The sequence below is a fragment of the Sellimonas catena genome, assembly GCF_027924685.1.
GTDB classification, from domain to species: domain Bacteria; phylum Bacillota; class Clostridia; order Lachnospirales; family Lachnospiraceae; genus Sellimonas; species Sellimonas catena.
Map to the genome: position 1 here is coordinate 1 of NZ_BSBO01000028.1, position 25582 is coordinate 25582.

At 47.4% G+C, this 25582-nt stretch carries 19 protein-coding genes, 1 tRNA gene, 1 other RNA gene and 1 other annotated feature; of the genes, 16 read left to right on the forward strand and 5 right to left on the reverse strand.

Features of this window, described 5'->3' with window-relative positions; translation table 11 throughout:
- The first annotated feature begins 169 nt into the window (after positions 1 to 169).
- From thrC to queA, 12 genes are all read left to right on the forward strand, one after another.
- Positions 170 to 1663, forward strand: a complete 1494-nt coding sequence (gene thrC, locus Selli1_RS12910) for a threonine synthase (protein WP_281873205.1) — start codon at positions 170 to 172, stop codon at positions 1661 to 1663.
- 5 nt (positions 1664 to 1668) lie between these two features.
- Positions 1669 to 2010 (forward strand): hypothetical protein, encoded by a 342-nt coding sequence (locus Selli1_RS12915; protein WP_138372741.1) that lies wholly within the window; start codon positions 1669 to 1671, stop codon positions 2008 to 2010.
- A gap of 122 nt (positions 2011 to 2132) precedes the next feature.
- Positions 2133 to 3095: an AAA family ATPase gene (locus Selli1_RS12920; protein ID WP_281873207.1), complete on the forward strand. Its 963-nt coding sequence runs from the start codon at positions 2133 to 2135 to the stop codon at positions 3093 to 3095.
- On the forward strand, positions 3092 to 4159 hold the full coding sequence (locus tag Selli1_RS12925) for a DUF58 domain-containing protein (RefSeq protein WP_191436554.1): 1068 nt from the start codon (positions 3092 to 3094) through the stop codon (positions 4157 to 4159). The genes Selli1_RS12920 and Selli1_RS12925 overlap by 4 nt, the downstream gene beginning before the upstream one ends.
- Before the next feature lie 13 nt (positions 4160 to 4172).
- Positions 4173 to 6404: a transglutaminase-like domain-containing protein gene (locus tag Selli1_RS12930; protein ID WP_281873211.1), complete on the forward strand. Its 2232-nt coding sequence runs from the start codon at positions 4173 to 4175 to the stop codon at positions 6402 to 6404.
- Positions 6405 to 6443: 39 nt separating this feature from the next.
- Positions 6444 to 6626: non-coding RNA, 6S RNA (gene ssrS / locus Selli1_RS12935), on the forward strand.
- Positions 6627 to 6897: 271 nt separating this feature from the next.
- Positions 6898 to 8157, forward strand: a complete 1260-nt coding sequence (locus Selli1_RS12940) for a SpoIID/LytB domain-containing protein (protein ID WP_281873213.1) — start codon at positions 6898 to 6900, stop codon at positions 8155 to 8157.
- A gap of 40 nt (positions 8158 to 8197) precedes the next feature.
- A complete protein-coding gene (locus tag Selli1_RS12945; protein ID WP_087167449.1) occupies positions 8198 to 9028 on the forward strand; it encodes a YihY/virulence factor BrkB family protein in 831 nt (276 codons plus the stop codon).
- A 353-nt stretch (positions 9029 to 9381) separates the two neighbouring features.
- On the forward strand, positions 9382 to 10935 hold the full coding sequence (gene abc-f, locus Selli1_RS12950) for a ribosomal protection-like ABC-F family protein (protein WP_281873215.1): 1554 nt from the start codon (positions 9382 to 9384) through the stop codon (positions 10933 to 10935).
- A gap of 15 nt (positions 10936 to 10950) precedes the next feature.
- Positions 10951 to 11177 (forward strand) — a binding site (T-box leader).
- Between the two features lie 107 nt (positions 11178 to 11284).
- On the forward strand, positions 11285 to 12304 hold the full coding sequence (pheS, locus tag Selli1_RS12955) for a phenylalanine--tRNA ligase subunit alpha (protein ID WP_087167447.1): 1020 nt from the start codon (positions 11285 to 11287) through the stop codon (positions 12302 to 12304).
- Positions 12305 to 12325: 21 nt separating this feature from the next.
- Positions 12326 to 14743: a phenylalanine--tRNA ligase subunit beta gene (pheT, locus tag Selli1_RS12960; RefSeq protein WP_087167446.1), complete on the forward strand. Its 2418-nt coding sequence runs from the start codon at positions 12326 to 12328 to the stop codon at positions 14741 to 14743.
- A gap of 18 nt (positions 14744 to 14761) precedes the next feature.
- Positions 14762 to 15787 carry a tRNA preQ1(34) S-adenosylmethionine ribosyltransferase-isomerase QueA gene (gene queA / locus Selli1_RS12965; protein ID WP_281873263.1) on the forward strand — a complete coding sequence of 342 codons (1026 nt, stop codon included), beginning with the start codon at positions 14762 to 14764 and terminating at the stop codon, positions 15785 to 15787.
- 225 nt (positions 15788 to 16012) lie between these two features.
- Here queA and Selli1_RS12970 read toward each other — a convergent pair whose 3' ends face one another.
- Complete coding sequence (locus Selli1_RS12970; RefSeq protein ID WP_087167445.1) at positions 16013 to 16855, reverse strand: YitT family protein; 843 nt, start codon at positions 16853 to 16855, stop codon at positions 16013 to 16015.
- Between the two features lie 139 nt (positions 16856 to 16994).
- Positions 16995 to 17081 (reverse strand) — tRNA-Ser (locus tag Selli1_RS12975).
- A gap of 241 nt (positions 17082 to 17322) precedes the next feature.
- Between Selli1_RS12975 and tdh the strand changes: the two genes are divergently transcribed.
- The 4 genes from tdh to Selli1_RS12995 all read left to right on the forward strand — a co-directional run bounded on the left by tdh (position 17323) and on the right by Selli1_RS12995 (position 22632).
- Entirely contained in the window at positions 17323 to 18375 is a 1053-nt protein-coding gene (gene tdh / locus Selli1_RS12980; RefSeq protein ID WP_087167444.1) for an L-threonine 3-dehydrogenase, zinc-binding type, read from the forward strand.
- A gap of 37 nt (positions 18376 to 18412) precedes the next feature.
- Positions 18413 to 19615 (forward strand): glycine C-acetyltransferase, encoded by a 1203-nt coding sequence (locus tag Selli1_RS12985; RefSeq protein ID WP_281873218.1) that lies wholly within the window; start codon positions 18413 to 18415, stop codon positions 19613 to 19615.
- Between the two features lie 185 nt (positions 19616 to 19800).
- Entirely contained in the window at positions 19801 to 21159 is a 1359-nt protein-coding gene (gene trkA, locus Selli1_RS12990; RefSeq protein ID WP_281873220.1) for a Trk system potassium transporter TrkA, read from the forward strand.
- Positions 21160 to 21192: 33 nt separating this feature from the next.
- Positions 21193 to 22632, forward strand: coding sequence for a TrkH family potassium uptake protein (locus tag Selli1_RS12995; RefSeq protein WP_281873222.1), 1440 nt, complete (start codon positions 21193 to 21195; stop codon positions 22630 to 22632).
- 7 nt (positions 22633 to 22639) lie between these two features.
- Here Selli1_RS12995 and Selli1_RS13000 read toward each other — a convergent pair whose 3' ends face one another.
- The 3 genes from Selli1_RS13000 to aroA are packed head-to-tail and all read right to left on the reverse strand — an operon-like array spanning position 22640 to position 25573.
- A complete protein-coding gene (locus Selli1_RS13000) occupies positions 22640 to 23344 on the reverse strand; it encodes a DUF5714 domain-containing protein (protein WP_191427645.1) in 705 nt (234 codons plus the stop codon).
- 32 nt (positions 23345 to 23376) lie between these two features.
- Positions 23377 to 24246: a radical SAM protein gene (locus Selli1_RS13005; protein ID WP_242960090.1), complete on the reverse strand. Its 870-nt coding sequence runs from the start codon at positions 24244 to 24246 to the stop codon at positions 23377 to 23379.
- Positions 24247 to 24271: 25 nt separating this feature from the next.
- Positions 24272 to 25573: a 3-phosphoshikimate 1-carboxyvinyltransferase gene (aroA, locus tag Selli1_RS13010; protein WP_087167438.1), complete on the reverse strand. Its 1302-nt coding sequence runs from the start codon at positions 25571 to 25573 to the stop codon at positions 24272 to 24274.
- Positions 25574 to 25582: the final 9 nt, after the last annotated feature.

Here is a 25582-nt window from a genome sequence, read left to right on the forward strand (position 1 = left end):
TTATGAAGATTGGTGTGTGTGGTAACTCAACAATACAACATAAATACAAAAACTGCTACTTTTTTTGGAAAAAAGTGATGGAAATGCGTACCTTGCACTAGCCGTCGCGCTAGCGACTTGGTACAATTTCTGAAAATTGCAGATCAGAAAAGGACAAGGAGGAAACGCCATGGAGTTGTTTTATAGAAGTACGAGAAACGAAAATGTCATGTTGACTGCTTCGGAGGCAATCTTAAAAGGACTCTCCGATGAAGGAGGGCTCTTTGTGCCGGAATATATTCCGAAGCTTCCTGTTCCGCTTGCGGATCTTGCCGGGATGGATTATCAGGAAACTGCCTATGTCGTGATGAAGCAGTTTCTTACCGACTTTACGGAAGAGGAACTTAGAGGATGTATCCGTGCAGCCTACGATGACAAGTTTGATAACGAAGAGATTGCACCGATTGCGAAGGTGGACGGAGTCTATTATCTGGAACTGTTCCACGGTCCGACGATCGCGTTCAAAGATATGGCGCTTTCCATTTTGCCGCACCTGATGACAACAGCTGCCAGAAAGCATCACGTCACTGACGAAATCGTGATTCTGACTGCCACGTCCGGTGATACCGGAAAGGCGGCCCTTGCCGGATTTGCAGATGTGGAGGGGACGAGGATCATCGTCTTTTATCCAAAAGGAGGAGTCAGCGATGTGCAGCGGCTTCAGATGGTAACACAGAAGGGGGACAATACGGCGGTCATCGCTATTCATGGAAATTTTGATGAAGCACAAAGCGGTGTGAAAAAGATGTTTGAAGATGAGAGACTCAAAGCAGAGCTTCAGAAAGCAGGCTTCCGGTTCTCGTCTGCAAATTCCATCAATATCGGACGGCTTGTCCCGCAGATTGTCTACTATGTCCATGCTTACGGGTGTCTCCTGAAACATGAAGAGATTCAGGAAGGAGAGGCGGTCAATGTCGTTGTACCGACGGGAAATTTCGGAAATATTCTTGCCGCCTACTTTGCAAAGCAGATGGGAGTTCCGATTGCAAAGCTGATCTGCGCCTCCAATGAAAATAAAGTGCTCTTTGACTTTTTCGAGACCGGAACCTATGATAAAAACCGGGAATTTATCCTGACAGAATCTCCATCTATGGATATTTTGATTTCCAGTAATCTGGAACGGCTGATTTACCTGATTTCCGGAAGAAATGAGGCGAAAAACCGTGAGCTGATGAAGGAATTAAACGAAAACGGACGTTACGGAATTAACGGAAAGATGAAAGCAGAGCTGTCCGATTTTGCTGCCGGGTATGCATCGGCGGACGAGATGAAGAAAGCCATCCGCGACACCTACGAGAATACAGGATATGTGATGGATACTCATACAGCGGTTGCTGCCGCGGTGTACGAAGCGTATCGCAGAGACAGCAACGATCCGGCAAAGACGATCATCGCATCAACGGCAAGTCCATACAAGTTTGCGGAAAGCGTTCTTAACGCCATACGGCCAGGCGAATATGAAGGTCAGGAAGGCATTGCCCTTGCCGATGAACTGAGCCGTATTTCCGGGACAGAGATCCCGAAGGCGGTGGAAGAGATCAGAAATGCTGAAATCCGACATACGAGAGAGTGCGATGCACAGGAGATGGAAGCGGCAGTGAAGGAAATTTTAGGACTGAGGTGACAGGGATGGATTCGATCTGGGGACTGATTGCCCTGGCCTGCGGACTGTATTGTATGGCCGGGTATTGGAAAATGATAAAAAAAGGAGAGATTTTTCAAAGTGTTCTGCTTCCGAAGGAAGTGAACCTGAAAAAATGTAAAGACACCAAGGCATATATAAAAGAGGCGGCACCGAAAGTGATGATTTTGGGGATCGTAGTGACCCTCTGGGGGATCTGTGATCTGGCCTGTACCAGTCTTGGTGTCGACAATATGGCCATTTTCTGGGGCACCTTTGTAATTGTGATGGTTGTGCTTGTGTGGTTTGGAATTACAACAGGAAAACTACGGAAAAAATATTTTTCCTAAATAGATTATGTGAAAGACTTTGTGGAAACATTCTGCAGAGTCTTTTTTGTTAAATCTGTATGGGAGATAGTGTGATGGACCACGGATATGATATAATGGAAAAAAAGCTAAGGGGACAGGGTATGGAGAAAACATATGGAATGATGGCGGCCGTTTCTGTGATCGAGGAGGTGCAGAAGGCTGTCATCGGAAAACAGGATTGTATCAAAAAGGTAATGGCCGCAATTCTGGCGGGCGGACATGTCCTGATCGAGGACATTCCGGGAGTCGGGAAGACAACGATGGCGGTCGCATTTTCAAAAAGTATGGGCCTGGACCGGCACAGGGTGCAGTTTACTCCGGATGTGCTGCCGGCGGATATTGTCGGCTTTTCTCTTTATGACAGGCAGACCCAGCAGTTTGTCTATCAGCCGGGAGCGGTGATGTGTAACCTGCTTCTGGCGGATGAGATCAACCGGACGTCACCGAAAACACAGTCAGCGCTTCTGGAAGTTATGGAGGAGGGACAGGTGACGGTGGATCAGAAGACATACCCGGTGCCGGATCCGTTTGTTGTGATTGCGACGGAAAATCCGTTTGGTTCTGCGGGGACACAGATGCTGCCGGAGTCACAGCTGGACCGGTTCATGATCTGTATTTCCATGGGCTATCCGGATATCCAGGCAGAGATTGAGATCGTAAAGGGCAGTCAGAAAGGGAATCCGGCAGATGCGGTCAAGGCGGTAGTCGGAACGGAGATGCTTCTTGAGATGCGCGCGGAAGTGGAACAGGTCTATGTGCATGATGCGGTTTATGAGTATATCGGACGGCTTGTGGAGGCCACCAGAAACCATCAGATGGTCAGGCTTGGAATCAGCCCGAGGGGTACGATTGCGCTTGCAAAAGTGGCGAAGGCGTATGCCTATCTGGAAGGACGGACTTTCTGTATTCCACAGGATGTGGCGAAGGTGTTCCCGGATGTGGCGGTTCACAGGCTGTTTTTAAGTGCCAGGGCCAGGGCGGCCAGGATGGAATCTTCCCAGGTGATCGAGGAGATTCTTGCCATGATCACGCAGCCAAAGGCCGGAAAAGGGAGAAGAGAATGAAAAAATGGTTGTATCTGGCTGCCGTTCTCGCAACAGTTTATCTGAATCTCGTTTACGAGTGGCCGGACGGTAGATATATACTTGCGGTAGAACTTGTATTTCCGGTTATTTTGTGCCTTCAGGCCAGAATGATGGGAGCGAAGATCCGGATCTGCCCGCAGGGGGATTTTCAGATGGCGGAAGAAGGAGAAACGCTGAATATTCCTTTTGTAGTGGAAAACTGCGGAGTGTTTCGGATCCCGTTTCTCAGAGTACAGATTGAACATAAAAAGCAGACGGTGCGGAACCTGAAAAAAGGGGAGAAGCATACCTTTCTGTTTCCATATGAGGCCAGCGCTTGTGGAAAGCATGAAGTCAAAGTGAAAAAAGCGGTGACGACCGATGCTTCCGGTATGTTCAGGATCCGGATCCGGAAGTTGCAGTCTGTCCCTGCGGAGATTCACATTGTGCCGAAGGCGTATCCGGTGCTTGCCGAGATCAGCGAAGCGGTCCGCCTGTTTGTGACAGAAGGCGAAGAGTACGCAAAAGACCGGGGCGGGGACGATACGTCCGAGGTGTTTGACGTCCATGAATATCAGCCGGGAGACAGAATTGCCCAGATTCACTGGAAGCTGAGCGCGAGAACAGATGAGCTGTACATGAAGGAATTCAGTTTTCCTCTAGGAGCGGCTGTCATTCTTCTTCTGGATCCGGGTGAGTCGAAAATGACAGAAGAGGCGGGCAATGTGTTTTTGAATCTGGCGGCTTCAGCCGGACGGGCGATGGTGGAGGAATCCTGCCGGTTCTATGCGGTCTGGAAAGAAAGCAGGACACAGATTTTTAAAAGGTTTCTGGTGAAGAACGAGGAGACTTTTTACGACTGGCTTTTAGCGCTTTCTTCCACGCAGGTTTCCGAACTTGACAGACTTGACGAAGATCTGTACCGGCACGAATTTTTTGAACCGTACTTGAAAGCGGTGCGTATTGGCGGAGATCTGTCTATTCAGTGCGGAGAGGAGATGCCGGTTTTCTTTCACGAGAAAACATTTGTAGAAGAATTAAACAGGACGGTATTGGAAATATAGGTGGTCAGGGAGTATGAACACAAAAAAGATAGATAGTAATCGATGGGAAAAAATCTGGATTCTTCTGTCTGCGGCAGCAGGAAGTAGCGGTGTATACTTTGCTTTCGGATCGGTATTCGATCCGGCAGCTGATATCCGCATGTTCGGAATCGGAATGCTGATGTTTGTGATCTGCTGGTTTCCGTATGTGTGGATGGAAAAATATGTATGGGCAGGATGTGCTGTGGGAATTCTTCCTGTGGTATGGTTCTGGTTTGTGCAAAGAGAGGCCATACAGGAGGGGCTGAAAGAAGAGATCATCGGAAATTCCGTGCTGCAGATTCAGCAGTATTTCAGGGAAATACAAAGTACAGTACGGGTCCAGGCGGACGAAAAGACCATGGCAGCGGGGATGCTGGCACTTTGCAGCCTGTTTCTGGCAGTCTGCGTTCTGGCAGGATCTGTCCGGAAGCTACGCATGGTTGTGATTCTTCTCTATGCGGCAGTCTTTTCCTTTCCGTTTTTTACCGGAATGACAATCAGGGCGGAGGGAGCGGCGCTGATTGGATGTGCGGTTCTCTGCCTTGTGATGGCAAGTCCGGTCAGCGCAAAACGCCCGCTTGTCATTGCGGCCGCTGCTGCACTGGCAACCGGCGTGCTGATTCCGAAACAGCAGATGGAAACCTTTTTTGCGGATCCGGCAGCATGGCAGGACCGGATCGAGGACTTCTTTACGCGGGCTGCATACGGCGGCGTGTCGGACGGGAAACTGGGAACTTTTGATGAAATGGTGGAAAGCGGTGAACTTCAGCTTGAGGTAACCCTTTCAGAACGGCCGGAGCAGGACGTTTATTTTCAGGGATATATCGGAACGGATTACCGTGACAGCCGGTGGGTAAAATCAAAGGAAACAGGAGGACTTTCCGAAGAAGAGATCAGCAGAGCACGAAATGCAGAGTATGAGACAGTGCGGGAAAACAGTGGACAGCTCGGATATCAAAGTGTGACAGCTGAAATTACAAGAAGAGGGGCAAGCAGAGCGTACCGGTACCTTCCGTATAAAAACAGCCAGACAGATGATTTTTATGGAGATACCTATGTGGAAGGCCGGGGAAGAAGCTATACGGTGGAAGCTGTTCTGGCAGGCGATATCGGAGAGTTGAAAAGCAGTCCGGAAAATGTGGCATATGAGCAGACAGAAGATAGAGAAGTCTATACAGACTTTGTAAACGAAGCCTATCTGCAGGTGCCTGAAGAATTCCGTGAAAAGTGGGAGGATACGGCACGGATTCTTCGAGGAAGAACACTTCGCAGCACAGTCCGGGAGGTGGCGGATTATCTTGGAACAGTTGCAGATTATACAAAAAGCCCGGGGAGAACACCGGATGGAGAGGATTTCGTTGAATATTTTCTTGGAGAAAGCCGCGAGGGATACTGCGTTCATTTTGCTTCAGCAGGTGTGCTGTTCCTGAGAATGAATGGAATCCCTGCACGCTTTGTATCCGGATATATCGCAAGACCGTCAGAGTTTGAAGAGACAGAAGACGGAATGTATCTGGCTGAACTCGATGACAGTACGGCACATGCCTGGGCGGAGGTTTACGTAGAAGGCTGCGGATGGCTTCCGGCAGAAATGACGCCGGCATACCGGCAGAATTCTGCGGGAGGAACATCAGAGCCGGACGGGCCTGTAAGTGTAGTGGGGGAGACGGATCCGCAGACAGAAGAACCGCAGACACCGGAGCAGGATTCTACGTCTCAGCAGGAACCACAGCCGGATACGCAGACAGATGTACAGGACGGAACAGGACAGTCATCAGAAAATCAAAACGGAGATGGAACGAGAGAGGAGATGCTTTCCGGAAGAATCTGGATAATCCCGGTATCTGCCGCCCTGGCAGCGCTTTGTTTACTTCTTTTTGCACGAAGAAGAAAATGGAGAAGCGTCCGGATGCAGAAAGACTTGCGGAACAAATATCTCAGGCTGTACCGGATTCTTTATCAGATGATGGAGTATGACAGGAAGGAACCGATTCCGGAGGACGAGGAAGAGATTTGCCGGATCCTGAAAGAAACCTATCATATTTCCAACAAGAGGAGCAGGAAGATCATCATCCGGTTGCTGGAAACAGCTTTTGGAAACAGAAATCCGGAGAAAAGAGATCTCAAAGAACTGGAAAAACTCTGTATTTCTGTACGGGAGAAAAGTATGGCGTCCAAAAATCTCTTCCAGAAATTTCTGTTTGTGTTTGGAAAAGGATTCTAAATAAATATTGAAAGATGAAAGCGGATACGGTATAATAAATCTAACCTGAAATGTTCGATAACTCTTGTAATTTTGAACCTACAAAACTTTAAACGGGATTCCTATTATCTCTGTAATATGTCAGGCCTCATTACATCAGTGGAAGGCAGAAAAGCAGATGCGGTTGCCCACCTAGCGGACTGCTAGGAGTCAAAATACAGGAGCCGGCATTTTGGGGGTGCGTACGAAAGAGAAAGAGCAGTCGTGATACGGCTGCTTTTTACTTTATAGCGGAAGTTTTCCGAAAAGGACGGCTTTTTTCGACATGTCTTTGAGGAGGTGCTTTGGAAAGAATGCCGCTTCGGAAACATACATATAAAAAACAGATGAGACATACATTAGGATAAATGCGGCGGACAAGGTGCGTAAGATGAAAAAACACTGGAACGGTAATTTTTTATATTATTTTGGCGGGATTATACTGAGTCTTTTTTTGTGCGTAGGATTGGTGCATATGGTTTCGGGCGGATATGAAGCGGAGACTGGAAAGAAAGCGGTTTCCAAGAAAGAAGAAACAAAAGAGAAGAAGACGCCGGAGGAGCAAAAAGGAAAAGAGGAGCAGGAGCAGCCCGTCATACGGGTACTTTTAAAGACCGGAGGGTATACGGATGAAGTACATCCAAATGTAGCCGTATCGGCAGGGGGAGGACTTCTTCTCGAAGGAGCCGGAGGAAAGCGGGAAGCCAAAGAGGGCGAGACCGTGACGATTGCCCCGGATGATCCGTTGTTTGAGGGCGGAACTATCCGTGTAAAAACAAAAAAAGAGGGAGATAAGATTACGATTTCCAGTCTGAAGAGAGGATACGGAGTGCCTTCCTACAGGGGAGAACTGGAGTTGTTTTCTACCGCTCAGGGAATTGCTGTCATCAACGAGCTTCCTCTGGAAGAATACCTGTATGCAGTAGTGCCGAGTGAGATGCCGGCTTCCTATGAAGAAGAGGCACTAAAGGCACAGGCAGTCTGCGCAAGAAGCTATGCCTACTGTCATATGGAAGGGCAGGCGTATCCGGAATATAAAGCCAATGTGGACGACAGTACAGCTTATCAGGTCTATGGAAATTCTGCCGAGCAGGAAAAGACGATTGCCGCGGTGGACGCAACAATGGGAGAGAAGCTGAAGTATCATGACACTGTGGTGAAAGCGTATTATTTTTCCACTTCCTGTGGAAGAACCACCAATGTAGAGGCGTGGGGCACGAAAGTTTCAGATGCTAATTCATACCTGAAGGGGACCAGGGTGGAGGAAAACGGAACCTGCTATGAAAAAGATCTGCCGTGGTTTTCCTGGAGCTGTGATATCCCGGTTGAGACCGTTTCCAATCTCTTTGGACTGAATACCGGACAGGATGTCGGTACGATTTCGCAGATCGAAATTACAAAAAGGGGGGAAGGAGATGTGGCACTGGAAATGAAAGTAACAGGATCCAAAGGAAGCGCTGTGATCCGAACGGAAAATAAAATCCGTAGCGCACTTGGTGGAAACGGGTATAAAATCCAGAAACAGGACGGCACAGAGGCAGCATCTGCTAAACTGCTGCCGAGTGCATTTTTTACAGTAGAAAAGCGGGGGGGAAGTTTTCACATTAAAGGAGGCGGCTATGGACACGGAATCGGAATGAGCCAGAATGGGGCGAATGAAATGGCAAAAAAAGGGAAAGATTATATAACAATCCTTGGAATGTTTTATGATGGTGTGGAAATTACAGCGGATTGATGGTATGATAACAGGAAAAAAGGACAGAATGAGGTAGAATATGATCAAAAAACAGTGGGACCGGATCATGAGAATATTGGATCGAGCGGCACAAAGCCATGTCGGGGCGTATGCTGCTCAGTCTGCGTTTTTCTTTGTCCTGTCACTGATTCCGATTATCCTGCTTCTAATGACAATGGTACAGTATACGCCGCTTACAAGAGGCGATGTGATGACGGCGGTTACGGAGGTATTCCCGAAGACTGTCACGCCCTTCCTGATATCCATTATCAATGAAGTATACAGCCAGTCCACAGCAATCATTCCAGTGACGATCCTTGTCGCATTGTGGTCGGCTGGAAGAGGGGTGCTTGCGATAACGTCCGGACTCAACTGTATTTATCAGAGCAAGGAGACGAGAAACTATTTCTATCTGAGACTTAGAGCATCCGTTTACACGGTGCTGTTTCTTCTGGTTATAATTTCCTGCCTTCTCCTTGCTGTATTCGGAAACCGGATCAGCATTTTCGTAGAAATAAACGCTCCGGTGCTGCAAAAGGCAGTCGACTTTTTGATCCGAATCCGAACCTCTTTGACAGTCGGAGTAATGATGCTATTCTGTATGCTTTTGTACCGCTTTCTGCCGGACGTAAAAATCAGAACCAAATGGAAGCATCAGATACCAGGATCTGTTTTCAGCGCAATTGGCTGGCAGATTATTTCCCTGATTTTCTCTGTCTATCTGGACATTTTTGAGGGATTTTCCACTATGTACGGGAGTTTGACGACCATTGTCCTTGTCATGCTCTGGCTGTACTTCTGTATGTACATGATTTTGCTTGGCGGCGTGATCAACATTACCATTTTCAAAGATAATCTGGATAAGGCTTGACAGACAGCGGCAGCACACCGTATACTGGAAAGGCAAAGAAATAAGAAATGAGGTGAAAGGATGATCATTACTTCCTGTAAATGTTAAGACAATGAAACATAACGTACACAGAAGACGCCGGAGGCGGATTCTGCCCGTACACATTGCAGGAAGAGACATTCTTTTTTCATTATAGAAACAAGAGGAAAAGATGACCTGAAGAGTCATGAAAAGAAGAACTGTTCTTTTCATGACTCTTTTTCTTTTGGCGATGTTCGGGGACGTGTTCCGATGCACCGGAACACGTCCCCGGTATAGCCTAAGTTAAAGTCGGGCTTTTTTGCAGTGTGTGCATGGTGAAAGGGGATGATGGGATGTCGCAGATACAGATTATAGATCTTACTTTTTCGTATGATACGCATTTTGAGTCGATTTTTGAGCATGTGAGTGTGCTTTTGGATACGGACTGGAGGACGGGGCTGATTGGTCGGAATGGGACCGGAAAGACGACGTTTTTGAAGCTGTTATCGGGTGCGTATCCGTACCGGGGAAGGATCCGCATGTCGGAGATGGCGGAGTATTTTCCGGTGGATATCCGGGATGCGAGGAAGTCTTCTTTGGAGGTCCTGGAGGAAATTGATCCGGATTATGAGTTCTGGAGAGTTTTAAGAGAGATGGAATGGATGGGAATGGATTCGGCCATCCTGGAGCGGCCTTATGGGACGCTTAGTCCGGGAGAGCGGATCCGGCTTCAGCTTGCGGTGCTGTTTGCCAAGGAGCATGCGTTCCTTCTGATTGATGAGCCGACAAATCATCTGGATGAGGAGGGGAGGCAGATGCTGGCCTCTTATCTGAGCAGGAAGAAGGGATTCCTTCTTGTTTCCCATGACCGGAGGCTTCTGGATGCCTGTACGGATCATACGATGGCGATTGAGCGCAGCAGCATCCGGATCTACAAGGGAAGTTTCCAGACATGGCAGAGAGAAAAGAGTCTGCGGGATCAGGCGGAGTTGGAGCAGAATCAGAAGCTGAAAAAGGAGATCCGCCATCTGGAGGCGGCGGCAAGGGAGGCCGGAAGATGGGCAGGTAATAAGGAGAAAGAAAAGATCGGTCATAAAGTGGGAGGACTGAAGCCGGACCGGGGTGCAATCGGCCATAAGGCGGCGAAGATGATGAAGCGGTCCAAGGTGCTGGAGCACCGGATGGAGAAGGCGGCTAAAGAAAAGGCAGGGCTTTTAAAGGACATCGAGACGGTGGAGGAACTGAAAATGTTTCCACTGGATTATGAGAAGGAGCGTCTTGTTTCCGTGGAAGGGATTTCGTTTGCCCGCGGGGATCGTCAGATTTTGAAAGACTTTTCGTTGGAAATCCGGCGGGGAGACCGGATCGCTTTGAAAGGGCCGAATGGCTGCGGAAAGACGACGATTCTGAAGCTGATTGCAGGGATCTATCAGCCGGATGAGGGAAGAATTCAGACCGGAAGCGGCCTGAAGATTTCGGTTGTCAGCCAGGATTCTTCTGAAATGAGAGGAACGCTGGCGGAGCTGGAAGAGGAGGCGGGACTTGATAAAACGCTGTTCCGGGCTGTTTTGAGGAAGCTTGATTTTTCCAGAGACCAGTTTGACAAGCGTCTGGAGGAGTACAGCGAGGGTCAGCGTAAAAAGGTGCTTCTTGCAAAGAGCCTCTGCGAGCCGTCCCATCTATATATCTGGGACGAGCCGTTAAACTACATTGATATATTCACAAGAATTCAGATTGAGAATCTGATTCTTGAGCGGAAACCATCCATGATCTTTGTAGAACACGACAGTGTATTTACCGAACGGATTGCAAAGAGCGCTGTACGTTTCGAAAAAGATCCTCAAAGCGCCGGATTTAAAGCAGTTTTCGAGAGTTCCGGACTTGACAAAGAGCAGGGGGATGTTTAAAATAAAGAAGATACAGTAAAGGCTGTGAATGTGTCAGTAGGATATCTGATCTCCGACAGAGAGAAGGAGCCGCAGGCTGGAAACTCCTTTCGATTTGACAGATATGCCGAATTTCCCACAGGAGCTGCATTTCTGAACAGAGAGTAAGAAATGACGTGTAGTGCACGTTACGCATACAAGAGAGCCTGCCTTTTGACGGCAGGAATCAGGGTGGTACCGCGGATTGATTCTCCGTCCCTTTTTGGGGCGGAGTTTTTTTTGTTTACCGGAAGGGATTGGACTTTCCTGAATACGAAAAGCCTTCTGTTCGGTACAGGCTGCCTTGGTTGATGAGTAAAGGAGGAAAATCATGAAAGAAAAGCTTCAGAGCATCAGAGAAGAAGCATTAAAGCAGATCCAGTCTGCAGATGTGCCGGAAAAATTAAATGATGTACGTGTCAGGTTTTTAGGTAAAAAAGGAGAACTGACAGCAGTTCTCAAAGGAATGAAAGATGTAGCGGCAGAGGAACGTCCGAAAGTCGGACAGATGGTCAATGAAGTCCGCCAGGAAATCGAAGGTATTCTGGATGAGACAAAGAAAAAGATGGATGCAAAGATCCGGGAAGAAAAATTAAAAGCTGAAGTGATCGATGTTACGCTTCCATCCAAAAAGAATGTAGTGGGACACCGTCATCCGAACACTATTGCCCAGGAAGAGGTAGAGCGGATCTTCATCGGTATGGGATATGAAGTAGTCGAAGGACCGGAGATCGAATACGATCTCTATAACTTTGAGAAGCTCAACATCCCGGCAGATCATCCGGCAAAAGATGAACAGGATACATTCTATATCAATAAGGATATCGTGCTCAGAACACAGACTTCCCCGGTACAGGCTCGTGTCATGGAGCAGGGGAAACTTCCGATCCGTATGATCTCTCCTGGACGGGTATTCCGTTCTGACGAGGTGGATGCAACGCATTCTCCGTCTTTCCATCAGATCGAAGGACTTGTAGTAGATAAAAATATTTCTTTTGCGGATCTGAAAGGAACGCTGGAAGTTTTCGCAAAAGAGCTGTTCGGACCGGAGACAAAGACAAAATTCCGTCCGCATCATTTCCCGTTCACAGAGCCAAGCGCCGAGGTGGATGTGACATGCTTCAAATGTGGCGGAAAGGGCTGCCGTTTCTGTAAGGGATCCGGATGGATCGAGATCCTTGGCTGCGGAATGGTACACCCGCACGTGCTGGAAATGTGCGGAATTGACCCGGATGAATATACCGGTTTCGCATTCGGTGTAGGGCTTGAGAGAATTGCCCTTCTGAAATATGAGATCGACGACATGAGACTGCTGTACGAAAACGACATCAGATTCTTAAAGCAGTTCTAGGATAAGGGAGGAAAAAAGATCATGAATACATCATTATCATGGATTAAAGCATATGTCCCGGATCTGGACGTGACAGAGCAGGAATACACAGACGCCATGACACTGTCCGGTACCAAGGTGGAGGGATATGAAAAGATGGATGAAGATCTGGACAAGATCGTGGTAGGGCAGATTGAGAAGATCGAAAAGCATCCGGATGCGGATAAGCTTGTCATCTGCCAGGTGAATATCGGAAGCGAGACAATTCAGATCGTAACCGGAGCGCCGAATGTGGAAGAAGGACAGAAAATTCCGGTTGTTCTCGTGGGAGGCCGTGTAGCAGGCGGACACGACGGAAGTAAAACGAAAGGCGGAATTGAAATCAAGGCCGGAAAACTGCGCGGAGTGGACAGTTACGGCATGATGTGCTCCATCGAAGAGCTTGGTTCTACAAAAGAAATGTATCCGGAAGCACCGGAAAACGGAATCTATATTTTCCCGGATGATGTGGAAGTTGGTGCAGACGCCATTGAAGTACTTGGACTTCATGATGCGGTATTTGAATATGAAGTCACATCCAACCGTGTGGACTGCTTCAGCGTGATTGGAATCGCAAGAGAAGCAGCGGCAACATTCGGAAAGAGCTTCCATCCGCCGGTTGTTAAAGAGACCGGAAATGAGGAGAATGCTTCTGACTATATCAAAGTGACTGTCAAGAATCAGGATCTCTGCTCCAGATACTGCGCAAGAGTCGTAAAAAATATTAAAATCGGACCGTCTCCAAAGTGGATGCAGAGAAGACTTGCATCTGTCGGAATCCGCCCGATCAACAATCTTGTTGATATCACAAACTACGTGATGGAAGAATACGGACAGCCGATGCACGCTTACGATCTGGATACCATCGCAGGAAAAGAAATCATTGTCAGAAATGCAGAAGACGGTGAGACATTCACGACACTGGACGGTCAGGAGAGACACCTTGACAAAGACGTACTGATGATCTGCGACGGCGAAAAATCCATCGGAATCGCCGGAATCATGGGAGGCGAAAATTCCATGATCACAGATCACGTGCACACCGTTCTGTTTGAGGCAGCATGCTTTGACGGGACAAATATCCGTAAGTCCAGCAAACGTGTAGGACTGCGTACCGATGCATCCGGAAAATTTGAAAAAGGACTGGATCCGAACAATGCAAAGGCAGCGATCGACCGTGCATGCCAGCTCGTAGAAGAGATGGGGGCAGGTGAAGTAGTCGGAGGAACTGTAGATGTATATGGAAAGGTAAAAGAGCCTGTCCGTGTTCCGTTTGATGCAGATGCCATCAACCGTCTTCTTGGAACAGATATTTCTAAAGAAGAGATGATCGGATACCTTGCAAAAGTAGAACTTGCCTACGATGAAGAGACAAACGAAATCGTGGCTCCGACCTTCCGACATGACATTTTCCGCCTTGCGGACCTGGCAGAGGAAGTGGCAAGATTCTACGGCTATGACAATATTCCGACTACCCTTCCGAAGGGAGAAGCGACAACAGGAAAGCTTTCCTTCAAGCAGAGAATCGAAGCTTCCGCAAGAGAAATCGCGGAGTTCTGCGGATTCAGCCAGGGTATGACATATTCCTTCGAGAGTCCGAAAGTATTTGATAAACTCCTGCTTCCTAAGGATGCGCCGGAACGTCAGGCAATCCAGATTTCCAATCCGCTTGGAGAGGACTACAGCATTATGCGTACCATTTCCCTGAACGGAATGCTGACTTCCCTTGCAACGAACTATAACCGGAGAAACAAAGATGTAAGACTCTATGAGCTTGGAAATATTTATCTTCCGAAATCACTGCCGCTTACCGAACTTCCGGAAGAGAGGATGCAGTTTACACTTGGAATGTACGGAGAAGGCGATTTCTTCAGCATGAAAGGTGTTGTGGAAGAATTCTTTGAAAAGATCGGCATGCGCAAAAAAGAACAGTACGATCCGAACGCGGGCAAATCCTTCCTGCATCCGGGACGTCAGGCAAATATTGTTTATGAAGGAACCGTTGTCGGTTATCTTGGAGAAGTTCATCCGGAAGTTGCGGACAATTATGGCATTGGCGGACGTGCATACGTTGCAGTCATCGATATGCCGGAAGTGGTTGCACGCGCAACATTTGACCGGAAATACAGCGGAATCGCAAAATTCCCGGCTGTGACAAGAGATATCAGTATGGTAGTTCCAAAAGAGATCCTTGCAGGGCAGATCGAGGCGATGATTGAGCAGAGAGGCGGAGACATTCTGGAAAGCTACAATCTGTTTGACCTTTATGAAGGCGCTCAGATCAAAGAAGGATACAAATCCATCGCATATTCGATTGTATTCCGTGCGAAAGACAGAACGCTTGAGGAATCAGACGTGACGAAAGCCATGAAAAAGATTCTCAACGGTCTGGAGAGCATGGGCATCGAACTGAGACAGTAAAGAGGAATCGTCATCATGATGAAAAAAGAAGACTTTTATTTTGAACTGCCGCAGGAACTGATCGCGCAGGACCCGCTGGAGGACCGCTCCGGCTCGAGACTCCTTGTCCTTGACAAGGAGTCCGGTGAGATTGAGCACAGAACCTTCCGGGACATCAAAGAGTATCTGGAGCCGGGAGACTGCCTGGTGATCAATGATACCAAAGTCATTCCGGCCCGGCTGATCGGGTCCAAAGTGGGAACAAATGCAAAGATCGAGATTCTGCTTTTAAAGAGAAAAGAAAATGACATCTGGGAAACCCTTGTAAAACCCGGAAAAAAGGCAAAGCCCGGGACGAAAATCAGCTTTGGCGAAGGGCTTCTCATCGGAGAAGTGCTGGACGTGGTGGATGAAGGAAACCGCCTGATTCAGTTTTCCTACGAAGGAATCTTTGAGGAGATTCTGGATCAGCTTGGACAGATGCCGCTCCCGCCGTATATCACCCATCAGCTGGAGGATAAAAACCGCTATCAGACCGTGTATGCAAAACACAGCGGATCCGCGGCAGCTCCGACGGCAGGCCTGCATTTCACGCCAGAGCTTCTGGAAGAAATCAAAGAAAGCGGTGTCGAGATCGCTCATGTGACACTTCATGTCGGGCTTGGCACCTTCCGCCCGGTGAAAGTGGAGAATATTCAGGAACACCATATGCACTCGGAGTTTTACCGGATTGAGGCTTCTGAAGCAGAAAAGATCAATCGTGCAAAACGGGAAGGACACAGGGTGATCTGTGTCGGAACGACAAGCTGCCGCACGGTGGAGTCGGCGGCAAAACCTGACGGAACACTCTCAGAATGCAGCGGATGGACAGAGATTTTCATCTATCCGGGATATCGGTTTAAAGTACTGGACTGCCTTCTGACGAATTTCCATCTCCCGGAATCGACTCTGATTATGCTGGTCAGTGCACTGGCAGGAAGGGAGTATGTGCTTCATGCATATGAGGAAGCAGTAAAAGAACGCTACCGTTTCTTCAGCTTTGGGGATGCCATGCTGATCCGGTAACAGACAGTATAAAAAAAGAAAACTGGAAGCAGAAATCTATGGGCTTTGGATTCTGCTTCCAGTTTTTTCTTTTGAGGGTTGGAAGGTTTATGTTTGGTTTCATAGTTAAATAACTATTACAATACATACTATACCGGAAAAATATGAAAGGAATGTGTACGCCGGATAAAAGGATTCTTAAAAAACGAAAGAAACTATTAAAAAAGTCTTTACGATCCGGAAATACTATCTGGATATAGTAAAACCACGGCCTCCAACGTAGTTGACGTTGTCGATGACAGTAAAAGCAGTAGGATCAATCGTATAAATCATCTTTTTTACATCGTTGATCTTCCGGTACGGCAGAATGGTAAGGATCACCTTGGATGGATCCAGATGATATCCGCCCTCTGCCTGAAGGAAAGTCAGACCAAGATCAAAGGTATGAAGAAGTTCCTGACGGATCTTTTCATGCTCGGAAGAAAAAATCAGAAGCTGGACTTCTGAACGGCCGTAGGTGATGACCTTATTAACCATGATACTGGTAACAAGTATGACAATAATTCCGTAAACTGTCTGAAGAAGTGGCTTTGAGACTGCCTGCAGAAGAATCACGGTGCAGTCGCACACATACATGACAACAGAGACAGGAATGCGAAACTTCTTATTGAGAACAACACCGAGAATGTCAAATCCGCCGCTGGAACCATTTGCCCGCAGGATAATGCCGCTTCCGATTCCAAGAAGACATCCGGCAAGAAGGCTGCTCAGAAAAGGATCCTGAGATAACGGAAGAAACAGGTCGATCTGGGAGAAGACATCCAGAAGGACCGGAAACAGGAAAGTCATAATCAATGTTTTAAAAATGAATTCCTTCCCGGCAAACAGCCATCCGACAAGAAACAAAAGGATATTGATACAAAGTACAATCGCAGACAGAGGGAGCGGAAGCAGGTTCTGCAGAATAACAGACAGACCTGTCACACCTCCTGCCACAAAATTCTGAGGCAGTACGAAGAGACCAAATGCGGCAGCCGTCATGGTGCCTCCTACTACGATCAGGAGATAAGACAAGAGTTTTTTCTTCATAATATAGTACCTCCAGGGATTTGATAAGTTTCGATCTGTACTATATGGTACAATCTGAAAGCACGGAACGTCAAGTTAATGCGTTGAACTGAAAAAAGCTCCCGGGCAGGACTGTAACTGCCGGAGAGCTTTTTGAAAGCGGAGATGGTGGGAGTCGAACCCACGCGCCCTTGCGGACCTATCGCATTTCGAGTGCGACCTCTTACGACCACTTGAGTACATCTCCATAGTCGCTGATAGAATCAGCTTATATATTATATCAAAAGATCTATAAAAAGAAAAGAGAAAATCCGGAAAAAAATCAACTTGCCTTTTGTAGAAAGACAACTGTCTTTGTATGCGAGAAAAAGACAAGTGAGATTAAAATGTTTGTCAGAGACGGAAAAAATGCTTGAAATTTTACAAAGGAGGGAGTATTATTAAGATAGAAATTAGGCAGTTTGTCAAAAGAACGGAGGAATTCAAAAATGAGCGATAACATGATGTGGGCATTGGTAAAAGAGAAACCGGAAGCAGGTTTATGGATGAAAAGAGTACCGATTCCGGAAGTAGGACCAAATGATGTAAAGATCAAAATCCACAAAACGGCTATCTGCGGTACAGACGTACATATTTATCAGTGGAATGAATGGGCACAGCATACGATTCCGATCGGACTGACAGCAGGTCATGAGTATGTCGGAGAAGTCGTAGAAGTAGGTCCTGGAGTACAGGGATTCAAGATCGGAGATCTCGTATCCGGTGAAGGACATATCACATGCGGCAAATGCCGGAACTGCCTGGAAGGACACAAGGAAAACTGCAAAGATGCAAAAGGTGTTGGCGTTAACAGAAATGGTGCATTTGCAGAATATCTTGTAATTCCGGCTTCCAATGTATGGCCGTGCAATCCGAATATCCCGGAAGAGATGTATGCGATTTTTGATCCGTTCGGAAACGCTACACATACAGCTCTTTCCTATGATATGCTGGGAGAGGATGTTCTGATTACAGGCGCAGGCCCGATCGGAATTATGGCAGCGGCAATCGCAAAATTTGCAGGAGCAAGACACGTTGTTGTTACAGACCTGAACCAGTATCGCCTGGATCTTGCAACAAAACTTGGGGCAACAAGAACAGTAAACTTAAAAGAAGAAAAACTGACAGACGTCATGAAAGAAATTGGTATGACAGAGGGGTTTGACGTAGGTCTTGAAATGTCCGGAAGCCCGGCAGGACTTTCTGATATGATTCACAATATGAAACACGGCGGAAAGATCGCGCTTCTCGGACTTCAGGGAACAGAAACGAAAGTCGATCTGGAGACAGTAATCTTCAATGGTCTGAATATCCGCGGTATCTATGGAAGAAAAGTATGGGATACCTGGTACAAGATGTCCACAATGCTTCAGGCAGGACTTGATATTTCCCCGATCATTACACACCGCTTCGACATCAAAGATTACGAAAAAGGATTCGAGGCAATGATCTCCGGAAATTCAGGAAAAGTAGTACTTGACTGGTCTCATATCAATGACTAGGCAAGCGATCGAAGATAAGAAAGGAAGATAGATTCAAATGGCACGTAAAAATGATATTTTAAGCATTTATACAAAAACAGTAGATGAAATCAAGGAAGCAGGCCTTTTCAAAGGGGAAGCTCCGATCTGCTCTCCTCAGGGAGCAAAAGTAGTTCTGGAAGATGGAAAAGAGTACCTCAACATGTGTGCAAACAACTATCTGGGACTTGGTAACAACCAGAGACTGATCGATGCTGCAAAGCGTACTTATGATGAAAGAGGATTCGGTGTTGCTTCAGTACGTTTCATCTGCGGAACACAGGACATTCATAAACAGCTGGAGAAAAAGATCTCTGATTTCCTTGGAACAGACGATACTATCCTTTACTCCTCCTGCTTTGACGCAAACGGCGGTCTGTTTGAGACAATTCTGAAAGCAGAAGACGCAGTCATCAGTGATGAACTGAACCATGCTTCCATTATCGATGGAGTACGTCTCTGCAAAGCAAAGAGATATCGTTACAAAAACAATGATATGGAAGATCTGGAAGCAAAATTAAAAGAGGCAGATGAAGCCGGAGCAAGAATCAAACTGATCGCTACAGACGGTGTATTCTCCATGGACGGTATCATCGCAAACCTGAAAGGTATCTGTGATCTTGCTGACAAATACAATGCACTTGTTATGGTAGATGACAGCCACGCAGTTGGATTTGTAGGCAAAAAAGGCCGTGGTACAGCAGAATACTGTGGAGTAGAAGGCCGTGTAGATATTATCACGGGAACACTTGGAAAAGCCCTGGGCGGAGCATCAGGCGGATACACATCCGGACGTCAGGAAATTATTGACCTGCTTCGTCAGCAGAGCCGTCCGTATCTGTTCTCCAACTCTCTTGCACCGGCAATTGTCGGAGCAAGCATGGAACTGTTTGATATGTTAAGCGAAAGCACAGAACTCCGTGACCATCTGGAGGAAGTTACTACTTACTACCGCCAGAAACTGGATGAAAATGGATTTGACGTTATTCCGGGAACACATCCATGTGTGCCGGTTATGATCTACGATGAGAAGACAGCTACTGAATTCGCTAAGAGAATGATGGAAAAAGGTGTTTATGTCGTAGCATTCTCCTATCCGGTAGTACCGAAGGGAAAAGCAAGAATCCGTACACAGGTATGTGCAAGCCATACAAAAGAAGATATCGATTTCATCGTAAAATGCTTCATCGAAGTGCGTGAAGAAATGGGACTGAACAAATAACATTATATTGTGTAGCCATGATAGCAGAAAGACGCCGGAAGGTGTCTTTTTGCATGAAAAGAAAAGTACGGTCAGGGTCAATGTAAAATCTTGGAGAAAGATATTGCTTTTCTGCGGAAAAGGAGTATAATGATTAAGATTTTATATAAATTATATGAAATTTTTTTGTTTACGCAGGAGGAGTCATGAATATCATTATTGTAGGAGCTGGAAAAGTAGGAACAACAATTGCAGACCAGCTTAGCTCTGAAAATCATAATATTACGATTATTGACCTGAATCAAAAGAAAGTGGAAGAGGCGGAAGAAGAGTTTGATGCGATGGGGATTGTGGGAAACGGTGCCAGCCATCAGGTACAGGTGGAGGCCGGTGTCATGGATGCGGAACTTCTGATCGCAGTTACCGGTTCAGACGAATTGAATCTTCTTTGCTGCCTGATCGCGAAGAAGACGGGAAAGTGCCAGACAATTGCAAGAGTAAGAAATCCGATTTACAGCAAGGAAGTAAACTTCATCAAGCGCCAGATGGGCCTGTCGGCTGTTATCAATCCGGAGCTGACGGCCGCTCAGGAGATTTCCCAGCTGCTTCGTCTTCCGTACGCCAAGAAGGTTGATACATTTGCAAGAGGAAGGGTGGAAATGATCAAATTCCGGATGAATCCGGAACTCCATATGGACGGACTTCAGGTCGCGGATATTATTTCCAAAATGAAGTGTGATATTATGATCTGCGGCGTGGAGAGACAGGGACAGGTTGTGATCCCGAACGGAGATTTTGTTCTGAAGAACAACGATCTGGTATCCATGATGGCAGTGCCGAAGGAGACGGCAAAGTTCTTCCGCAAAATGGGGATTCCGACCCATCAGGCAAAAAGTACACTGATTGTAGGCGGGGGCACGATAGCATACTATCTTGCAAAGCAGCTTCTCGAAATGAGGGTGGATGTCAGAATTATAGAACAGAATAAAGAGCGGTGTGAGATGCTCAGTGAACAGCTGCCGGAAGCTACGATTCTTCAGGGAGACGGAACTGACAAGGAATTTCTCCTGGAAGAGGGTCTGATGCATACGGATTCCTTTGTGGCGCTGACCAATATGGATGAGGAAAACCTGATGCTTGCACTGCTTGCACGAAAATACTCGAACGCAAAACTGATTGCCAAGGTCAACCGGATTCACTTCGAGGAAGTAGTGGATGAACTGGATATTGACAGCGTTATCTATCCGAAAAACCTTGCGGCGGATCACATTGTCCGCTATACAAGAGCGATGCAGAATTCCCTTGGAAGCAATGTGGAGACTCTTTACAAAATCCTGGACGGACAGGCGGAAGCGCTGGAGTTTGTCATCCGGGAAGATTCCAGTGTCACAAACCAGAGGATTATGGATCTTCCGTTAAAGGATCATCTGCTTGTATGTTATATCAGCAGATATGGAAAACTGAAGATGGCCCGTGGACAGGACATGCTGAAAGTAGGGGATTCCGTGATTATCGTGACAACTCACAAGGGTCTTCACGACATTACGGATATTCTGAAATATTAATGAGAGACCAGACGGGGAAAAGGAGTAAAGACTATGAATTATTCTATGGTAATGTATATCGTAGGGTGGATACTGAATTTTGAGGCAGCGTTTATGCTTCCTTCCTGTCTTGTGGCGGTGATTTATCAGGAAAAATGCGGAATTTCTTTTTTGATTACAATGGCAGCTGCACTGGTAATCGGAATACCGCTGACGGTTCGGAAACCCAAAAACAAAGACTTCCATTCCAGGGAAGGATTTGCCAGCGTTGCCCTTGGATGGATTGTACTGAGCATCGTGGGGGCGGTACCATTTGTGATAAGCGGAGTGATTCCAAATCCGGTGGAAGCGTTGTTTGAGGCAGTATCCGGATTTACAACCACCGGATCCAGCGTTCTGACGAATGTGGAGGTAGTGCCGCGCTGTATTCTCTTTTGGAGAAGTTTTACCCACTGGATCGGCGGAATGGGAGTACTCGTTTTCATTATGGCGATTCTGCCGCTGAGCGGAGGAAAAAATATCAATCTGATGCGGGCGGAAAGTCCGGGACCGTCCGTCACAAAAATGACTTCCAAAATCAAGAGTACGGCAAAAGTTCTGTATCAGATCTATATTGTCATGACAATCATTCAGATCATACTTCTTCTGACCGGGAAGATGCCTTTGTTTGACGCACTTACCATCACATTTGGAACGGCCGGGACCGGCGGCTTTGGAATTAAGAACGACAGTCTTGCCGGATATTCGCCGTATCTGCAGTATGTAGTGACAACTTTCATGATTTTGTTCGGTGTTAATTTTAATTTTTATTTCCTTCTGCTTCTGAAAAAACCGATAGAAGCATTAAAAAGCGAGGAAGTCAGATGGTATTTTGGGATCATTGCGGCGGCCGTGCTTGTGATCTTTTTGTATATCCGGTCTTCCTATCCGACCGCAGAAGAGGCTTTCCGGCATTCTGCTTTTCAGGTGGGATCTATTATTACAACGACCGGGTATGCAACGACAGACTTTAACCTCTGGGCACAGGTGCCCCGGACCATTCTGGTCATGCTGATGTTTGTAGGGGCATGTGCGGGAAGTACCGGAGGAGGAATCAAGGTATCCCGTATTCTGATTCTCGGAAAGACCATCAGAAAAGAACTGAACCAGCTTGTACATCCTACCGGAGTCAAGAAACTTCAGATGGACGGACGGCTGATTTCACACGAAGTACTCAGGGCTGCAAATGTCTATATGATTATTTATATTCTGATTTTTGCGTTTTCGGTACTGCTGGTTGGAATTGATGATTTCGATCTGGTAACAAATTTTACAGCAGTAGCAACGACATTAAATAATGTCGGCCCTGGACTTGAAATGGTCGGGCCGACAGGAAATTTCAGTGCGTTCAGCAATGGAACGACACTCGTTATGATCTTTGACATGCTCGCCGGAAGGCTGGAACTGTTTCCGCTTCTTTTATTATTCCATCCGGGAGCATGGAAAAAGTTTTGATTACATATCAGGAAAGTGGATAGAACGGGCAGAGGGTTTTCAGACACTGTCCGTTTTCTTCATGGAAAGAACAGCGGATGCTGCAGGAAACCGGGAGTTCCACCTGAAAATGCTCTTTTGTAAATTCTACTGCACTTAAAATAGCAAGGAATGAATCCCGTTTGCAGCATCTTGGACCGCCGTGAGTTCCAATGTTTTCCAGAGACCTGGAGGTCATTTGATTGGAAAGCCCCCAGGAAGTACCGGCAAGAGGAGTTGCCTTTGAGAGGATGGAGCAGTATATTCCAGTGCTGACTCCGGCACCGCAGCATCCCCAGAAGCCGCAGACACCGCCAGGCACCTGTTTGCCACGTTCTTCCATTAAAGAGAGTGCTTCCTCAAGATCGATACTGCCTCCACAGTTTTTATAAGCGGTCAGAAGGGCGGAGCCGACGAGGATATGGTGTTCAGGTCCATGCATATAGATAAAAGGATTCTGCATGATCTGCTGTGCGATCTGAATCGGATCTTTCAGATCCGTGGAAAGGCAGAAGTCCCGGATGGCTTCAAGTCCCTTTGCTTCGTGACAGGAATCGCAGACAAAATGTCCATCTTCACAGCAGGCATTGGATAAAAACGTCTGATGACAGATGGAACATTCCATTTCCTTTGCGTGTTCTGTATAAATCAATTCTTTGCCGCAGATTAAGCAGGCGTTTGGATTCCGTTTCATATGTTTATTCTCCCTGGTTTTCATTTTTACATTTAAAATCCACAGGATGCCAGAAGCATATCGATCGCATCCAGAAGAGAAGCTTTTTCTTCCGGAAGGCGTCCCTGGATGGTATAGGTATTGAGGACGGTAGTGTCATGGAACATGCAGTCTTTGACGGTCAGATTTTCCAGCATGATCCGTTCCTCCCAGAGCATCTCGGCATCGTTCATCATGTCGAAGTGCCCTTTCTTTGCATCCTTATAAAGCGGGGTGTCCGGCCAGAGTTTCAGCTTCAGACACCAGATATCCGCCGGGTGCAGCTGGTTTAGCAGCCGGGCGGTGGCAAGGGCATGGTGGACGGAAAAACGGCGCCCGCCAAGTCCAAGAATAATGGTGACATAATATTCGATTCCCACAGCCTCCAGCCTTCGAAGCTGTACAAGCATATCCATGGAGGTGACTCCTTTATTCTGCTCAAGCAGGATGGAATCACTTCCGCTTTCCAGTCCGATGTGGAGGGTGGAAAGTCCCATCTTATGGAGCATCCGAAGCTCTTCATCCGTTTTCCGTGCAATGTCGTCTATGCGGGAATACATGGAAAATTCGTGAATATTCGGCATATACTGATCTGTCATATCAAAAATCTGGCAAAGCTTCTGATAATCAAGAACAAAGGCGTTTTCTCCCAGCAGAAAGAGCCGGTACGCATCCGGGCGGAAACGGCCCAGGATCTGCATGTTCCGCCGGATCTGTTCCATGGAATGAATCTGGAACGGGTCCTTTGCAAAGTCGCAGAACCGGCATTTCGCGTGGCTGCATCCAAGGGCAACCTCCAAGGCCGCGCAGTCCTGTTCGCTTGGCGGCAGATAGATCGTATCGTGTGTATAGATGGAGGCGAATAATTCTTCATTGGTCATCATAAGACACCCCTTTCTTTTCGAAAGATTATACGGTAAGTGTGTGCAGAGCTTCAAAAAATCCCGGATAGGAGACATCGACACACTGTTCTTCCAGAATCGTTGTTTCCCCTTCAGAGGCAAGTCCTGCCACAGCAAATGCCATGGCGATACGGTGGTCCATGTAAGGGTGGATTTCGGCACCGTGGAGCGGTTTCCCGCCCTGAATAATCATGCCGTCGTCGGTTGGAGTGACATCTGCGCCCATGGCCTTCAGATTTTCCGTTACGGTCCGGATCCGGTCGGTTTCTTTCACTTTCAGCTCTGCCGCATCGCGGATGATGGTCTGGCCCTTGGCAAATGCGGCAAGGACGGCGATCATCGGAATTTCATCGATCAGCGTCGGGATTACCGTTCCCTCGATGCAGACGCCGTGAAGACTGGAACTGCGTACGAGAAGATCTGCGGTCGGTTCTCCCGCACCCTGATTCTGATTGAGATAGGTAATATCGGCCCCCATATCTTTGCAGACCTTTAAAATTCCAGCACGGGTTTCGTTGATCCCCACGTTTTTAATCAGAACTTCTGATCCCGGTACCAAGAGGGCGGCAGCGATAAAATAGGCCGCGGAGGAAATATCGCCCGGTACAAGAATGTCCTGGGCGTAAAGCTCTTCACATGGAGAAATCCGGATTTCGGCGGAGCCGTCTTTTAGGATCTCTGTATGAAGATCGGCTCCAAACTGGGAGAGCATCAGCTCGGTATGGTTTCTGGAAAGAGCCGGCTCATGGACAGAAGTCTCTCTGTCAGCATACAGCCCTGCAAGGAGGATGGCCGATTTGACCTGGGCGGAGGCTACCGGAGAATCGTAGTGGATTCCGTGAAGATCCATGCGACCGTCGATCTGAAGTGGGGCACAGTCATTTCCGCGGAGACTTTTGATCTGTGCGCCCATCATGGAAAGCGGGTGGATGATCCGTCCCATAGGTCTGGAATTTAATGACGCATCTCCGGAAAGTACAGAAGTAAAATTCTGGGCGCTTAGGATTCCGGAAATCAGTCTTGTAGTTGTACCGCTGTTTCCCACATCCAGTGTGGCGGCAGGAGCGGTAAGCCCGCGGATTCCTTTGCCGTGGACGAGAATCCGGCCGTCAGATTCTTTTTGGATTTCAATTCCCATCTGACGGAAGCATCCGATGGTAGAAAGGCAGTCCGCACCCTCCAGAAAGTGGCGGACGGAGGTCACGCCCTTTGCAAGGGCTCCGAACATAATGCTTCTGTGGGAGATGGATTTATCTCCCGGTATGGTAATCTCTCCTTTCAGAGGAGAGGATGATTTGATCTGTCTCATAAATAATCT